4 protein-coding genes are annotated in these 17,995 nt (G+C 67.4%); 2 read left to right on the top strand and 2 right to left on the bottom strand.

What is annotated here, in order from left to right; genetic code table 11:
* Positions 1-22 precede the first annotated feature (22 nt).
* Positions 23-2,968: an MMPL/RND family transporter gene (locus D3H54_RS01775; RefSeq protein ID WP_149377594.1), complete on the bottom strand. Its 2,946-nt coding sequence runs from the start codon at positions 2,966-2,968 to the stop codon at positions 23-25.
* 79 nt (positions 2,969-3,047) lie between these two features.
* Complete coding sequence (locus tag D3H54_RS01770) at positions 3,048-4,457, bottom strand: condensation domain-containing protein (protein ID WP_149377593.1); 1,410 nt, start codon at positions 4,455-4,457, stop codon at positions 3,048-3,050.
* Positions 4,458-4,813: 356 nt separating this feature from the next.
* On the opposite strand from D3H54_RS01770, the gene D3H54_RS01765 reads away from it, so the two are divergent.
* Together D3H54_RS01765 and D3H54_RS01760 are read left to right on the top strand one after the other, a co-directional pair.
* Complete coding sequence (locus tag D3H54_RS01765; protein WP_149377592.1) at positions 4,814-15,841, top strand: type I polyketide synthase; 11,028 nt, start codon at positions 4,814-4,816, stop codon at positions 15,839-15,841.
* Between the two features lie 304 nt (positions 15,842-16,145).
* Complete coding sequence (locus D3H54_RS01760) at positions 16,146-17,981, top strand: acyl-CoA dehydrogenase (RefSeq protein ID WP_149377591.1); 1,836 nt, start codon at positions 16,146-16,148, stop codon at positions 17,979-17,981.
* Positions 17,982-17,995 lie beyond the last annotated feature (14 nt).

Here is a 17,995-nt window from a genome sequence, read left to right as displayed (position 1 = left end):
CGCTCCCCTGCGAGCTCGATCGTCACGGCCACCAGTTCGCTTTTCCGACCAGCGTAGCCATGGCGGGTACGGTGACGGTCCGGACCAGGAACGTGTCCAGCAGGATTCCGGCGCCGATGACGAACCCGCCCTGAACCACGGTACCGATGCTGGAGAACAACAGACCCCACATCGACGCCGCGAAGATCAATCCGGCCGCGGTGATCACGCCACCGGTCGACGACAACGTCCGGATCACGCCGTAACGAGTGCTGTCCGCGGACTCGTCCCGCAGCCGCGACGCGAACAACAGGTTGTAGTCGGCGCCCACGGCGACCAACACGACGAAGGCCAGCGGCGGCACCGTCCAGTGCAACTGTTGATGAAACAGATATTGGAAGACCAGGACGCCGATACCGAGTGCCGCGAAGTACGAAAGTACGACGGAGCCAACCAGATACAGCGGCGCAATGATCGCCCGTAGCAACAGCATCAACGTCAGCAGCACCACGATCATCGTGATGGCGATGATGAAACGGATATCTTTCTGGTAGTAATCGCGGGTATCGCGCAGCGCGGCGGGATACCCGCCCATCGAGATCGTGGCATCTGCCAGATACGTGTTCGGCTGTGCGCTGCGGGCGGCGTCACTGATGGCGTTGACCTGATCCATCGCCGCGGCGCTGAACGGATCGAGCTTGGTCAGCACCAGGTACCGCACCGAGTGCCCGTCCGGCGAGATGAACATCTTCGACGCCATCTTGAAATCGGGCAGTTCGAGAACCTCGGGCGGAATGTTGAACCCCGCCATCGCCGGCGACGCGGCGTTCTGCTTCATCGACAGCAGGAACGCGGCCGCCTGATCGAGCCCGGTGCGCATGAGCTTGATCTGGTCGACGACCAGGTCCACACCGTTGGCCACGTCCCGGCTTCCGCTGGCGGCGCGATCGGCCCCCTGCCGGAGCTTGGTCGTGCCCGCCTGCGCGCCGCCGGGCGAGTCGAGCCCCATCTGCTTCATCAGCTTCGTCAGCCGGGCGAACGCGTCATTGAGCTGGTTGAGCGTTGCGTTGAGCGACTGCTTGTCTTGCATCGACTGCAATTGCGTTGCCAGCGAATTGATCTCGTCGAGGGTGCCGTCGTTGCGCGCGTCGACCAATGCCTGGAAATGCCCGCGGGTCTCGGCGCAGGACGGATCCAGGTCGCAGACCGCATTGCCGTGCAGCGCGACCAGAACCGGGCCCACCCAGGCGAACATGTCCCTGGCCGCCGTGAAGCTCACGCCCATCGAATTGCCGAGCCGGTTGACCGCGTTGACGAGCTTGGTCGCCACCTCGACGTTCTTGACCAGCTTGTCGCCACCGTATTGGCCCTTGATGGAGCCGAACGCGTCGACCACGCTCTGCACGCTGGTGGTGATCTGACCGACCTGGCCCCGCACGTCGCCGAGATTGTTCGCCAGCGTGTTGGCGCCGCCGGCCAGCCGGTCAAGGCTGCCCATGTTGTCGGCGATCATCGCCGAACCGGTGCCCAGCCGGTCGCCGACCAGGCCCGCCTGATAGGTGGCACGGAACTCCTGCGGCACCTCACCCAGGGGCCGGGTGATACCGCTGACCATCGCGATGTTCGGCACTTGGCTGATGCGCTCGGCCATCCGTTCGAGGTCGGCGAGCGCCTGCGGGTTGCGCAGATCGCGCGGAGAGCGGACCAACACGTAGGACGGAATGGACTGGTTGAGGTCGAAATGACGCTCCAGAGCCGTGTAGCCCACCGAGCTCGAGGCCCCCGGTGAGACCGCCTTGCGATCGTCGTAGTTGTAGTGCGCCAACCCCACACAGCTGGCCAGCAGAATCAGGATCAGCAGGCTGGCCACGAGATGGGCCCGCGGCCTGCGCACGATGCGAACGCCGGACCGTCGCCACCACAGTGCGGTCAGCTCGCGGCGCGGCGAGATCCAGCCGCGCGGGCCGGCGAGCGCAATGATGGCCGGCAGCAACGTGATCGCGGCGAGGAAGGACACCCCGACGCCGACCGCCGATGACACGCCGACCGTCGAGAACACGCCCATCTTGGCAAAGCTGATGCCCAGGAACGTGATTCCGATGGTGGCCGCGGATGCGGTGATCACCTTGCCCACCGAGTTCAAGGCCTGCCGCACCGCCGCGTCGGAGTCCTCACCGCGGCGCATGTAGTCGTGGTAGCGGCTGATCAGGAAGACGGCGTAATCCGTTCCCGCACCGGCGATGATCGCGCTCAACAGGATGATCGCCTGGTTGGACACCCCCAGACCGGTGGTGTGCGACAACCCTGCGACCACGGATTGCGCGATCACCAGCGAGATTCCGATGCCGATCAAGGGCAGCAGCATGGTGATCGGATTGCGGTACACGATCAACAGCACCAGCAGCACCAGCACACCGATCGCGATCTCGATCGGCAGGCGGTCCCGTTCGCCGGCCACGGTGAGGTCGGCGACGGTGGCCGCGGGTCCGGTCAGGTGCACCTCGAGCGGGCTGCCCGCGGTGCTCTGTTTGACGATGTTGGCCACCCGGTTGTAGGCCTCATAGGACTGCGGGGTCCCCAATGCGCCCGCGAGCCCGACCGGCACCACCCAGGACTTGTTGTCCTTACTCGTCAAAAACGAACGCAGAGCTGGTGTTCCGACGAAATCCTGCAGCATCACGACGTCGTGCTGATCGTCGCGCAGCGCGGTGACCAGCTTGCGGTAGGTGGCTTCGTGAGCGGGGGTCAAACCCCTCTCATCGGTCAGCACCACCAGGAGCAGGTCGTCGCCGCCCGGTTCGGAGAACGCTTCGGTCATCTGTCGCGCCGCCACGCTGGACGGGGCATCGCCCGGCAACATCGACAACGGATGTTTCTGGGCCATCTCGGTCAGACTCGGAAACGTCAGCGGCAACGCAACCGCCAAGGCAACCCAGACACCGATCACAGCCCAGGGCCACCGCACCACAAAATCGGTCAGCCGTCGCACAATTTCCTCACACCGCGCGAGGCCCTGCGGCCCCGTGCCCCTTCACTGCATCGACCTTCACCAAATCCAACAAGAAACGTCACCAATGCCCGCTGTCGGCGATCCGTCCACACACCGACTTCATCGCGGCGATGTAGCGAGCGACCGATTTCTGGGCGGTTGGATTGTCCGGAAACATCACCGCCATCGCGGTGCCGGCCTCGTACCGGAATATATAGATCGTCAGCTGATAGCTGAAGCGGCCGTCGGAGTAGATCCCGATGTTGTTCGAATAGCCCATGTCAGCGGCCGCGAGCACAGCGTTGAGCGGTGCGGCGCCGCCATGCAGAAAGTTCGAGACCGGGAAGTTCGGGTGCGGCTTCTCCAACCACGGAGCCAGCTCCAGCACCCGGTAATACGGCACCCGCGCCAGGCTCAAACCGGAATCGAACGACGTCTGCGCCGCCCAGGCGGCTTCACCGAACGTCGTCGCGGCGATCGGCACGGTGATCGGCACCAAGCCGGTGAACCAGCCCTGAGTGGTGAAATTGTCCGAGGTCCTGCGGGTGTCCCGGGGCGTGAGCCCGTAATAGGTTGTCGCACCCGTCAATTCATGTTCCACCATGGCGGTGCAGGCGTACAGGCCGCCGACGAAGCGAACACCGGCCGCCGTACACGCCGCGTCGAACCGCGCGGTCTGATCGGCGTCCAGGATCATCTCGCCGACCATGTCAGCGACCGTCGGCTCCAGGGCGTTCCCCAGCGGCAGCGGGAACTCGGGAAGCGTGCCGTTGTTGTTCTCGGCAAACTCGATCCAGGCTCGGACCTCAGGCGAATCGACGGTCAAATCCGCGGTGGCGTCGCGCTCCTGGATGCAGAAATCGTCGAAGCTGCCGGCCTCGGGCAGCGCCATGGGCTGACCGGTCATGGTCAGTGACGTGTACATCCCGTGCGCCTCGAGCATGGTGATCCCGATCAGCGCCGCGTCCCCGTGAACGTGGTCGATGCTGGCATAAAAATCGAAGTGATCGTCACTTTGCACGACGCCGAAGGAAAAACAACCCCATTCCATGGGGGTGGGAATATCGACGATGTGTTTGCGCGCATCCTCGGCGGCCATGACACCGTTGTTGATCGGCTCGAATTCAATATCGGCGGCATCGGCGATAGTGCGCCGGATAATATCGCCGGACCCGGAGTATTCGAACCAACTCCGATACGTGTCGTGCCGGCGAAGATACGCGTTCAACGCGTGATTCATGGCGTCAATATCGCACTGACCAGGAACTTCGCACGTTGCGATGATCTGCCGCGAATAGTCGAGTCCGGCCTTGTCCTGTTCGTAGACGCCACGAATGTGTTGCCCCTGCATATAGCTGACGGGCACCGAACTGACGGGCGCTTGTCGCGCTTTGTCCATTGCGGATTTTGTCGGGTGCCAGGAAATCACCACACCGGGGCTCGGCGACCAATCATCGATTGTGCCGATGGTTATCTTCCCGATGTGCAAAATTCCCCTCCCGGATCTTCAGCGGCTACGGCGTGGAGACCGGCAACCTGGTGGCCAGACCAAGATAGCGCCTGTCCCTGTGGCGGTTTGCCGTCGACCCGTAAAGCCCCTGGTCAGAAGTAGTGACCAAAGGCCCTGAATAAGCCGGTAACGCCTGGCCACGCACCCGTCGACTCCATGGTGAAAGCCGTTCGTTCAGCAACGCCCGTGCAATACTGACCGTCGGGAGATGAGCCGGCCGTCGCTGTCGGGAGATGACCGAGCCGTGGCCGTTCGGAAGTTGTTCCTGGCCCTGACGTGGTCTCCCACGACAGCACTGCGACACTTCACCGGCCCGATGCGGAGAACACAACCTGATGGCACCCACCGAACGTCCGACGCAGCAGACGCCCCGTTTCGCAATCATCGGTTACGCGGCACGTCTTCCCGGCGCAGCGGATGCGGACCAGTACTGGGACGTCCTGCACAGCGGCCGGGACGCGATTTCGGAGGTCCCCGCCGACCGGTGGGACATCGAGGAATTCTTCGACTCCGACCCGGACGCGGCCGGCAAGATGGTCACCCGGCGAGCAGGGTTCGTCGACGACGTCACCGGGTTCGACGCACCGTTCTTCGGGGTGTCAGCGCGCGAAGCCAACCTGATGGATCCGCAGCACCGCCTGCTGCTCGAGACGGCGTGGCGGGCGGTCGAGCATTCCGGCACTGCGCCAACGACTTTGGCGAACAGCAGAACAGGCGTGTTCGTCGGATTGGCCACCCATGACTTCCTGGGCATGGCATCCGATGCGCTGACCTACCCCGAGATCGAGGCCTATCTGGCGATCGGCACGTCCAGCGCGGCCGCCGCTGGCCGGATCAGCTACCGGCTGGGGCTGCAGGGCCCGGCGGTCACCGTCGACACGGCGTGCAGCTCCTCGCTGGTGGCCATTCACCAGGCGTGCCAGGCACTGCTGCTGGATGAATGCGATCTGGCGCTGGCCGGCGGGGTGAACGTCATGCTCAGCCCGGCCACCATGATCACGTTCTCGCACTCCCGGATGCTGGCCCCCGACGGCAAGTGCAAGACGTTCGACGCCTCGGCCGACGGTTACGTACGCGGCGAGGGGTGCGGTGTCGTCGCCATCAAGCGCCTGGACGATGCGCTCCGCGACGGCGACCATATTCGCGCCGTGATCCGCGGCAGCGCGGTCAACCAGGACGGCGCCTCGGGCGGGCTGACAGTCCCCAACGGTGTCGCCCAGCAGCGCGTGATCGCCGAGGCGCTCGATCGCGCCGGCCTGACACCCACCGACATCAACTACCTGGAAGCGCACGGGACCGGGACGTCGCTGGGTGACCCCATCGAGGTCCAGGCCGCCGCCGCAGCGCTCGGCAAGGGCCGCGCCGCGGACCAGCCGCTGCTGATCGGGTCGGCGAAGACCAACATCGGCCACCTGGAGGCCGCCGCGGGCGTGGCCGGCGTCCTCAAGGTCGTCCTGGCGCTCGAGCACTCCGAGCTGCCCCCGCACCTCAACTTCACGAACCCGTCCCCGCACATCCCGTGGGACCGGATCCCGGTCCAGGTCGTCGACAAGGCGCGCCCCTGGGAGCGTTCGGAGCGGCCCCGCATCGCCGGTGTCAGCTCGTTCGGGTTCTCCGGCACCAATGCGCACGTCATCCTCGAAGAGGCGCCGGTCACCAACCCGGTTGCTGCCGGTGCAGCGCCGGACGACCGCCGGTTCGCCGTGCTTCCGCTGTCGGCGCGCACCCCGGCCGCCCTGGTGCAGGCCGCACAGGACTACCGCAGCTGGCTCGGCGAGCACCCCGACGCCACTCTCGCCGACATCTGCCTGACCGCCGGAGCGGGCCGGGCCCACTTCGAACACCGCGCCGCCCTCGTGGTCAACTCCGTCGAGTCGGCGCGCGAGCTGCTCGGCGCGCTCGCCGACGACCTGCCCGCTCCAGGACTGGTGCGCGGCGACTGCGTCGATGCGCCGAAGACCGCCTGGTTGTTCCCCGGACAGGGCAGTCAGTACGCCGGCATGGCCCGCGAACTGTTCGAGACCGAGCCGGTGTTCGCCGACACCATGAAGCGGTGCGCCGACGCCGTCGCCGGTGTGCTCGAAAAGCCGTTGCTGGACATCGTCTTTGGAACCGACCCGGCCGATCTGGATGGCGCCGAAACCCTGAAGCAGACCCGGCACGCCCAGCCCGCGATCTTCGCGGTCGAGATGGGCTTGGCCAGGCTCTGGCAGTCGTGGGGATTCGAGCCGGACGTGGTGCTCGGCCACAGCGTCGGCCAGTACTCCGCCGCCTGTGTCGCAGGGGTTTTCAGCCTCGAGGACGGCGCGCGGTTGCTCGCCGAGCGGGGCCGCCTCTTCGGCGACCTGCCGGCTGGCGGGCGGATGTGCGCCGTCTTCGCCGACCCGGACCGGGTGGAAAGCCTGACCGACGAGTTTCCGAGCCTGTCGGTGGCCGCCTACAACGGCGCCAACACCGTGCTGTCGGGACCGGCCACCGACCTGGAGCGCGCAATCGCCCAGCTGTCGGACGAGGGCGCCCGCTGCGACTGGCTGGACACCAGCCACGCTTTCCATTCGTCACTGCTCGACCCCGCGCTGGACGCCTTCGAGACCTACGCCAACGGATTCGAATTCGCGGCACCCCAGCGGATCCTGGTGTGCAACCGGACCGGGGCGGCACTGGGCCGCAACGCCAAGCTCGACGGGCAATACTGGCGCCGCCACGCGCGTCAGCCGGTGCAGTTCGCCAAGGGGGTGTCGACGCTGGCCGAACTCGGCTGCGCGCTGCTGCTCGAGGTGGGGCCGCAGCCGGTGCTCACCGCCGCCGCGCTGCGGGCCTGGCCGGACCCGGCGACCGCACCCAAAGCCGTTGCATCGCTGCGCCGTAACGGTGCGGACCACCGCCAGCTGACCGAAGCGCTGGCCGGTGCCTACGTCGCCGGACATGTTCCCGACTTCGCGGCACTGGTGCACGAGCCGGCCCGCAAGCTCGATCTGCCGACCTACCCGTTCCAGCATCGCCAGTACTGGTATCAGAGCAAGCAGTCCCAGTCGACCGCGAACGATGCCGCCCCCACCGAGGCAGTGCAGCTACTCCAGGATGGCCGGATCGAGGAACTGGCCGCGCTACTCGGCGGGGACGGATCCACCACGGCCGCTGAGGTGCTGAGCAAGCTTGCCGCCCAACACAATCGGCAGCGCAGTGCACAATCCATCGCCGACATCCGCTACGAGATCCGCTGGCAGAAGGCCGTCAGCTCGTCGGCCGAGGTCGGTGAGGGCGCAGCGTGGCTGCTGATCGGCGATGACGCCGCCGTCATGCGCCCGCTGGTCGATGCGCTGACCGCACACGGACACCGGCACCGCGTCCTCGGTCTGCCGGTGTCCGACGCCGACGAGGAGCGCCTGGTCGCCGAACTGACCGCGGCGGTGCAGGACGAGCCCGCGTTGCGCATCCTGCACGTCGGGGCACTGGACTCCGACAGCGCGTCGTCGATGCGGTCGCTGCTGCGGATGCAACACCGGGTACTCGGGGGGACCCAGCGCCTGTTCCGCGCCGCGGCCGCCGCCGAACTGCGCACCCCGATCTGGGTACTGACCCACGGCGCGCAGCGCGTCACCGACGCGGACACGGTTGCGCCGGAGCAGAGCGGGTTGTGGGGATTCTGCCGCGTCGCCGCGCTGGAGTACCCGCAGGTGTGGGGCGGTCTGGCAGATCTGTCCGGGACCGGCGCCGACGAGTGGACGCGGCTGATCAAGCAGGTCGTCACCGCATCGCCCGGCGAGGATCAGATCGCGTTGCGCGACAGCGGTGTTCACGTTCCGAGGCTGGTCCGCCGGACCGGCCAACCGAACTCGACCCCGCTGGAATTGCGCTCCGAGGCAACCTATCTGGTGACCGGCGGACTGGGCTCGATCGGGCTGGAGATCGCCGGATACCTGGCCGCGCACGGCGCCCGCCAGCTGGTGCTGACCAGCCGCCGCGCCCCCGATGAGGCCGCGCAGCGCCGCATCGACGCCCTGCGCGAACAGCACGGCTGCGCGGTCCGGGTGATCGCGGCCGACGTCGCCGACCCGCACGACGTCGCCCGTCTGCTCGCCACCGTGGCCGCCGAGCTGCCGCCGCTGGCCGGCATCGTTCACGCCGCGGGCGAGAACAGCACCACCCCGCTGAGTTCCCTCGACAGCACCGAGATCGATCGGGTGTTCTCCGGAAAAGTTTGGGGTGCTTGGTATCTCAGTGAGGCCGCCGCTGACCTGGAACTGGACTTCTTCCTGTCCACCTCGTCGATCTCGTCGGTATGGGGTAGCTACGGCCAGAGCGCCTACAGCGCGGCCAACGCGTTCCTCGACGGGTTGACGTGGCGACTGCGCGAGCGCGGCGTGTCCGGCACCAGCGTGAATTTCGGTCCGTGGTCGGCCGGCATGGCAGACCAGGACGCCCGCGCCCAGCTGGACCGGCGCGGGATCCGCACCCTCTCACCCACCGATGCACTGGCCGGAATGGCCGACATCATGGCCGCCGCCGGTTCGCAAGGTCCGGCCGAAGCCGTTGTGGCGCGGATGGATTGGGCCCGATTCCTGCCGATCTACCTGCAGGCCGGCCGCCGTTCGCTGCTGGCCGAGGTGGCCCGCGAGGTGCCGGAGTCGCTGCCCGCGGCCACCGGGGCCTCGGGCACCACCCGGCTGGTCGAACAGCTCACCGCAGCACCGGTGCAGCAGCGCAAGAAGCTCGTTCTGGAGTACCTGCGCAACACCGTCGCGGAGGTGACCCGGGTCGACGCGTCGGAGGTCCGCGAAGAGGCCGGATTCTTCGACCTCGGCATGGACTCTCTGATGGCTGTCGAACTTCGGCGCCGTTTGGAACAGGCTGTCGGCAAGGAACTTCCGGCGACACTCGCCATGGACTTCCCGCGGCTGACCGATGTGGCCGACTATCTGCTCGGCGACGTGCTCAACCTCAACGAGAAGGCCGGTGCGCAGCGTGCGGCCGCGCCGGCGTCGCTGGCGGGCGCGGCGACCGACGAGCCGATCGCCATCATCGCGGTGGCCTGCCGGTTCCCGGGTGCGGCCGACGCCGATGCGTACTGGGATGTGCTGTCCGGCGCCGTGGACGCGATCCGGGAGATCCCCGAGGACCGCTTCGACGTCGACCAGTACTACGACCCCGACCAGCAGACCCCCGGCAAGATCTACACCCGCAGCGGCGGCTACCTGGAAAGCGTCGACGGCTTCGACCCGGAGTTCTTCGGCATCTCGCCACGCGAAGCGGTGTGGATCGACCCGCAGCAGCGTCTGATGCTGGAGATCGCGTGGGAGGGCCTGGAGCGGGCCGGCTACGCGCCGTCCGCGTTGCGCGGCAGCCGCACCGGTGTCTTCGTCGGCGTGGGTGCCAACGAGTACTCACATCTGCTGTCCGGCGAATCGGTGGAGAACCTCGAGGCCCACTTCATCACCGGCAACGCGCTCAACGCGATCGCGGGCCGAGTGGCATTCACGCTCGGCCTGGAAGGGCCTGCGATGGCGGTGGACACCGCGTGCAGCTCGTCGCTGGTCGCCGTCCATCAGGCCAGCCAGGCGCTGCACTCCGGCGACTGCGACATGGCCCTGGCCGGTGGCGTCAACGTCCTGCTGAGCCCGGCGTCGATCGTCGCCGCGTCACGCGCCCGGATGCTGGCCCCCGACGGCCGATGCAAGACCTTCGACGCGGCGGCCGACGGCTACGTCCGCGGTGAAGGGTGCGGCATCCTGGTGCTCAAGCGGCTGTCCGACGCGCAACGCGACGGCGACCGGATCGCCGCGGTCATCCGCAGCAGCGCGGTCAACCAGGACGGTGCGTCCAGCGGTCTGACGGTGCCCAATGGCGGTGCGCAACAACGCCTCATCTCCGCTGCGTTGACCCGCGCCGGTCTCGGCGGCGCAGACGTCGACTACCTGGAAGCGCACGGCACCGGCACCCCGCTGGGTGACCCGATCGAGGTGCAGGCCGCCGCGGCCGTCTACGGCGCCGGTCGAGATCCGATCCGTCCGCTGCTGATGGGAACGGCCAAGACCAACATCGGGCACCTGGAGTCCGCTGCCGGTGTGGCCGGTCTGATCAAGGTCGTGCTGTCGCTGCAGAACGAAATGCTGCCGCAGAACCTGCACTTCCATAACCCGTCACCGCACATCCCCTGGGACTCGTTGCCGGTGCGGGTGGTCGACGAGGCCACCCCATGGGTCGCCAACGGCAGGCCGCGGCGCGCCGGGGTCAGCTCGTTCGGCTTCACCGGCACCAACGCCCACGTGTTGATCGAAGAGGCACCGCAGCCCGCGCTCGGTGACGATCCCGCCGACGAACCGGTCGAGGTCGTCGCGCCGGAGCCGGTGCGCGAGCCGCTGAGTGTCCTGCCGCTGTCGGCGCGATCCGGGCCGGGCCTGCTCGCGTTGGCACAGCGCTACTCCGATTGGCTGACAGCCCATCCCGACGCCTCGCTGGCCGACGTGAGCTACACCGCCGGCGCGGGACGATCACACTTCGAGCACCGGGCGGCAGTGGTCGCGAACTCCGTGTCCGAGGCCAAGATGCTGCTCGACGATCTGGTGGCCAACCGGTTGCGGCCGGGCGTGCTCCGCGGCGAGTGCACCGACCCGCCGACCACCGCGTGGTTCTTCCCGGGACAGGGCAGCCAGTACCCGGGTATGGCGAAGGAATTGTTCGAAACGGAGCCGGTCTTCGCCGACACCCTGCGCCGCTGCGCGCAGGCCGTCGATCCGATGCTGCCGCGCCCGTTGCTCGACGTGCTGTTCTCCGGTGACCGCGAGAACGCGGAAACCTTGCGGCACACATCATTCGCCCAGCCCGCGATCTTCGCCGTCGAGATGGGCCTGGCCCGGCTTTGGCAGTCGTGGGGCGTCGAACCGGACGTGGTGCTGGGCCACAGCGTCGGCCAGTACGCGGCCGCGTGCGTGGCAGGCGTTTTCAGTCTCGAAGACGGCATCCGGTTGATCGCCGAGCGGGGCCGGTTGTTCGGCAGCCTGCCCGAGGGCGGCCGGATGGTCGCGGTGTTCGCCGACCCCGATTATGTGGAGCGTGCCGCGGCGAACTTCCCGCGCGTCTCGGTCGGCGCCTACAACGGCCGCAACACGGTGCTGTCGGGTCCCGGCGAGGATCTGGAGCAGATCGTCGCGGCCTGCAGCGAGGACGGCGCCCGGTGCACCTGGCTGGAGACCAGCCACGCCTTCCACTCGGAACTGCTGGATCCGGTGCTCGACGAATTCGAGACGTTTGCAACGCAATTCGACTACGCGGTGCCGACCCGTCCGCTGGTCTGCAACCGGACCGGCGCGGTGCTCACCGCCGAGACGCCGATCAATGCGCAGTACTGGCGCCGGCATTCCCGGCAGCCGGTGCAGTTCACCGAAAGTGTGCGCACCGTAGCTGCCCTGGGCTGCTCGGTGCTGATGGAAATCGGCCCACAACCGATCCTGACCGCCGCGGCACTGCAGATCTGGCCGGAGTCCTCGGCAACGCCGCGGGCAATCGTGTCACTGCGCAAGGGCGCCAACGCCCAGCGCCAGATGACCGAAGCGCTTGCCACGACGTACATCTGCGGACACCGACCGGACTTCGCGGCCAGGTTCCACACGGCGGGCCGGCGACTCGAGCTGCCGACATATCCGTTCCAGCGCCGCCGGTACTGGCCAAAAGCCTCCGGGATTGCAGGCTTGGGTTCGGACGGCGTTCGACTCTCGGGCATCCTGGGCAGTGCGAAGGATCTGGCTTCCGGCGACAAGGTCTACACGAACGTGCTGTCGGTCAAGACCCAACCGTGGCTGGCGCATCACGTCATCTACGGCACCGTGGTGGTGCCCGGCGCGACGTACGCGGCAATGGCCATGGCCGCCGCAGGCGCACCGGCACGGGTGAAGGAAGTTTTCTTCTACGAACCGATCATCCTGCCCGACAAGGCATCTCGCGAGGTCCAGCTCAGCCTGCACCCCGTCGATGACGGCTGGAAGTTCCAGGTGCACAGCCGGCCGTACGGGGTTCGGGAGGCCGAATGGTCGCTGAACTCGGACGGCACCCTGCTCTCCGGCATCGACCCGGATGCGGAACCGGCGGAAACGGTGGCCCCGGACGAGGCGATCGAGCAGATGGATCGCACCCGTCCGCAGGAACTGTTCGACATCTTCCACGACATGGAATTGGCCTGGGGCCCGACGTGGTCGACCTCGCTGAAGTCATTGTGGGTCGGCAAGGGTGAGGCGATCGGGGACATCGCGGTCGGCGAGGAACTCGGCGAGCATCTCGGCACCGAGCCGATCCACCCGGTCCTGCTGGACCTGTGCACCGGTGTGGCCTTCCCGGCCTTCCCCGCCACGCTGGCTGCCGAGCAGGGGATGACGGATCTGTTCCTGCCGTTGCGGTACGGGCAGGTGACGATCGCCGAGACGATGCCGCGCCGGTTCTACTGCCGGGCCCGCTGGCACGAGAACACCCTCAACAACGAAACCCAGGTCTTCGATATCGATTTCCTGGATCGGGACGGACGGGTGCTCGGTGGTATCGCCGAGTTCACCGTCAAGCGTGCCCCGCGCGAGGCGTTGATGCGCGGACTGGGTGGTGACTCCACCCGGCTGCTGTACAGCCTCGGCTGGCAGGAGATCGCGGCGGCCCCGACGGCAGACGAGGCCGAAGACGGCACCGGCAAGAGCGCGAACGGCACCTGGCTGATCGCCGGTTTCGACGCGCTGGCGACCGAGGTGCCGGGGGCGGTGACGGTCGACGAGGCGACCGATCCGCAGTCGTGGCAGCGGGCATTCGCCGAGGCTGCCGAACGTGGTGCGCCGGTCACCGGAATCGTCTGGCGCAGTTCGGGACACGCTGGCGAGGACGGCTCCGCCGCGGAACTCGCGACCCGGCTCGAGGCGCAGGTCGCCACGCTGCTCGGGGCCGCGCAGGCCGCACTGGCCGAGCAGAAGGGCACGCTGGCCGACGGGCTGTGGATCGTCACCGATCGCGCGGTGGCCACCGAGCCCGGCGAGCTTGTCGATCCGGTCCAGTCCGCCCTGTGGGGATTCGGCCGCACCCTGATCGCCGAGCAGCCGAGCCTGCGTGTTCGCCTGGTGGACTCCGACGGCGGCGATGAGTCGCTGAGCTGGCTGCCCGGCGCGCTCGGCGCCCCGGTCGTCGAGCCGGAAATGGCAGTGCGACAGGGACGTTTCCTGGTCTCGCGGCTGCTGCACTGGGCGCGTAACGGTCAGCTGCCGATGCCGCGCAGCGACGACTACGCCCTGGCGCCGACCGAACGCGGCGCTATCGACAACCTCCGCCTGACCGAGGTCGACGTGACCCCGCCGAAGGACAACGAGGTTCAGGTCCGGATCGAGGCCGCCGGCCTCAACTTCCGGGACGTGCTCAACGTGCTGGGCCTCTACCCCGGCGATCCGGGCCCGATCGGTGGCGACCTGTGTGGTGTGGTCACCGACGTCGGCTCCGCGGTCACCGGATTCGAGGTCGGCCAGCGAGTCTTCGGGTCCATGCAGGGCGCCTTCGCCAGCCGGTTGAATGTGCCTGCGCCACTGTTGACCACGGTGCCGGACGGGATCAGCGCGGTGGATGCCGCGACGATTCCCGCTGCGGCGCTGACGGTCCGGCTCGCGTTCGACTGGGCGAAGCTCAAGCCCGGCGACAAGGTGCTCATCCACGCCGCCAGTGGCGGTGTAGGCCTGGCCGCGGTGCAGATGGCCCGCGCGCACGGCGCGACCGTGTTCGCCACCGCGAGCAAATACAAGCGCGCCACCCTGCGGGACATGGGTGTCGAGTACGTCTACGACTCGCGCACAACGGAATTCGCGGACCAGATCCTTGCCGATACCAACGGTGAGGGTGTCGATGTGGTGCTCAACTCGCTGACCAGCGAGGGCTTCGTCGAGGCGACGGTGCGGGCCACGGCCAAGGGCGGCCGGTTCGCCGAGATCGCCAAGCGCGACATCTGGACGCACGAACAGATGGCCGAACTGCGTCCCGATATCGACTACGAGATCGTCGCGCTGGACGTCACGATGATGACCGATCCCGACCACATCCAGCGACTGATGGTCGAGGTCGCCGACGGCCTGGCCAAGGGCGAGTGGACCCCGGTGCCCGCCGAGGTCTACCCGCTTACCGAGGCCAGGACCGCGTTCCGGCGGATGCAGCAGGCGCGCCACATCGGCAAGATCGTGGTGCAGATGCCCAAACCGCTTCAGCCGCGCGGGGATCGGAGTTATCTGGTCACCGGCGGTCTGGGCGCGCTCGGCCTGCACACGGCGTCGTACCTGGCTCAGCTCGGCGCCGGCGACATCGTGCTGACCAGCCGACGCACCCCGGATGCGGAGGCCAAGGCGGCCATCGACGCCATCACCGAGCGGTTCCACTGCCGGATCCACGTCTTCTCGGCCGATGTCGCCGAGGAGTCCGAGGTGGCCCAGCTGCTGGACAGGATCCGGGCCGAGCTGCCGCCGCTGGCCGGCGTGGCACACCTGGCCGGTGTGCTCGACGACGCCCTGCTGCCGCAGCAGGACCTCGATCGGTTCCGGAAGGCATTGGAGCCCAAGGCGTATGGCGCGCACCATCTGCACCGGTTGACGAAGGACGACGATCTCGAGTTCTTCATCCTGTACTCGTCGGCGTCGGCGGTGCTGGGCTCGCCCGCACAGGGCAACTACGCGACCGCCAACGCACTGCTCGACGGGCTCGTCGCGCAACGACGGGCGCAGGGACTACCTGCCACCGCCGTGAACTTCGGCCCGTGGGCCCAGGGCGGCATGGCCAGTTCGGCGGCCGCGGTCGCCAACCTCAGCGCCCAGGGCATGATGCCGCTCGAGCCGTCGGCGGCACTGGCCGCCCTCGGCGAGGCCATCCGGCAGGGCGCCGCGCAGGCCACCGTGCTCAAGGCGAACTGGCAGCGGACGGCCAAGATGCTCGCCGGCATCCGTCCGCCCCTGCTGGACCAGGTGCTGCCCAGCGGTGACGGCACAGTGGTCGGTGACAGCGAGTTGTTGCGGCAGCTGCAGGAGCTTCCGGTGGCGGCGCGAGCCGGCTTCATCACCGAGTTCCTGCAGAAAGAGGTGCAGGGCTTCCTGCGGCTCGCCCAACCGCCCGCCGCATCCAGCCGATTCCTCGATCTGGGCACGGACTCGCTGATGGCGGTCGAACTGCGTAACCGGTTGTTCGGTCAGTTCGGCGGGAAGTTCGACATCAGCCCGACAGCGGTGTTCGACCATCCGACCATCGGGGAGCTCGCCGAGCATCTGGTCTCGCAGCTGCCCGATTCCGACGAGCCGGCGGCCGAGCCGGCACCGGACGGTTCTGCGGACGCGGCGGAGTCTGCTCCCGAACCCTCGTCGGAGGAATGAAACGCGGCCATGCCGCGGCGGTGTGACGAAGATCGCACCGCTGCGGCGTTGCGCCCGCCCGTCACGCCTCGGCGCATTCGCACTGCTCAGGGCCCTGAAAGAGCCAGCCGATACTGAATTTTGCGCCGCGGTAATGCCCCAAACCGACCGGTGGGTTGGTTAGTCGGCTGAACTTGCTCACTCGCGGTTGATTTCCCATTACCCGTGGGTATAGTAAGCCAGTGTTACTGGTGGGTAACTTAGACCGAAGTACTCAACCACAAAGCCCAAATTCAGATGACATTCTCGCTGAGGAGGAGCCGTCATGAGCCATTACAAGTCAAACGTGCGCGACCAGGTATTCAACCTGTTCGAGGTCTTCGGTCTCGAGAAGGCGCTCGGCCAGGGCAGCTACAGCGATGTAGACGCCGACACGGCGCGCGACATGCTGCAGGAAATGAGCAGGCTGGCCGAAGGCCCGGTCGCCGCATCGTTCGTCGAAGGTGACCGCAACCCGCCGGTTTTCGATCCCGAGACCCACTCCGTGAAGTTGCCGGAGGCGTTCAAGAAGTCCGTTCACGCCGTGACCGAGGCGGGCTGGGACAAGGTCGGCATCGAGGAGGAGCTCGGCGGCACGCCGGTCCCCCGCGCCTTGGTCTGGGCGCTGGCCGAGCACGTGCTCGGCGCCAACCCGGCGGTCTGGATGTACGCCGGTGGCGCAGGCTTTTCCAGCATCTTCTACAAGCTGGCCACTGATGAGCAGAAGAAGTGGGCCGTCCTCGCCGCCGAGCGCGGCTGGGGCTCGACCATGGTGCTCACCGAGCCGGATGCCGGCTCCGACGTCGGCGCCGGACGCACCAAGGCCGTCAAGCAGGACGACGGTTCGTGGCACATCGACGGGGTGAAGCGGTTCATCACCTCGGCCGACTCCGACGACATGTTCGAGAACATCTTCCACCTGGTGCTCGCCCGCCCCGAGGGCGCGGGCCCGGGCACCAAGGGCCTGTCGCTGTTCTTCGTGCCGAAGTTCCACTTCGACCCCGAGACCGGCGAGCTCGGCGAGCGCAACGGCGCTTTCGTCACCAACGTCGAGCACAAGATGGGCCTGAAGGTCTCCACCACCTGTGAGCTGACCTTCGGCCAGCACGGGGTGCCGGCCAAGGGCTGGCTCGTCGGCGAGGTTCACGACGGCATCGCCCAGATGTTCGATGTCATCGAGATGGCGCGAATGCTGGTGGGCACCAAGGCTATTGCCACGCTGTCGACCGGCTACCTGAACGCCCTGGAGTACGCCAAGGAGCGCGTGCAGGGTGCCGACCTGACCCAGATGACCGACAAGACCGCGCCGCGGGTCACCATCACCCATCACCCAGACGTCCGCCGCAGCCTGATGACCCAGAAGGCCTACGCCGAGGGACTGCGCTCGCTGTACATGTTCACCGCGACCTACCAGGACGCTGAGGTCGCCGCGGCTCTGCACGGCGTCGACGCCGAACTGTCGGTCAAGGTCAACGATCTGCTGCTGCCGATCGTCAAGGGTGTCGGTTCCGAGCAGGCCTACGCCAAGCTGACCGAGAGCCTGCAGACCTTCGGTGGCTCCGGCTTCCTGCAGGACTACCCGGTCGAGCAGTACATCCGCGACGCCAAGATCGACTCGCTGTACGAGGGCACCACCGCCATCCAGGCGCAGGACTTCTTCTTCCGGAAGATCGTGCGCGACAAGGGTGTTGCGCTGGCGCACGTGGCAGGCCAGATCGAGTCGTTCATCTCCAACGAGTCGGGCAATGGCCGGCTGAAGTCGGAGCGCGAGCTGCTGGCCAAGGCGCTTGAGGACGTCCAGGCGATGGCCGCCTCCATGACCGGCTACCTGATGGCCGCGCAGGAGGACTCCGCCAGCATCTACAAGGTGGGGCTGGCCTCGGTCCGCTTCCTGATGAGCGTCGGCGATCTGGTCATCGGCTGGTTGCTGCAGCGTCAGGCCGCAGTGGCCATCGCCGCACTCGACGCCGGTGCCAGCGGTGCCGACCGCTCGTTCTACGAGGGCAAGATCGCGGTCGCGTCGTTCTTCGCGAAGAACATGCTGCCGCTGCTGACCAGCACTCGCCAGGTGGTCGAGACGCTGGACAACGAGATCATGGAGCTCGACGAAGCTGCCTTCTGAGTTATCCAAGCACA

The sequence above is a fragment of the Mycobacterium sp. ELW1 genome, assembly GCF_008329905.1.
In the GTDB taxonomy this organism is placed as follows: domain Bacteria; phylum Actinomycetota; class Actinomycetes; order Mycobacteriales; family Mycobacteriaceae; genus Mycobacterium.
Note: the sequence above shows the minus strand (reverse complement) of the source record. Positions and strands in the feature narration are given on the sequence as shown.

Coding starts and splice junctions, on each gene's coding strand:
- D3H54_RS01765 (WP_149377592.1), top strand. CDS start 4,814: ATGGCACCCACCGAACGTCCGACGCAGCAGACGCCCCGTTTCGCAATC.
- D3H54_RS01760 (WP_149377591.1), top strand. CDS start 16,146: ATGAGCCATTACAAGTCAAACGTGCGCGACCAGGTATTCAACCTGTTC.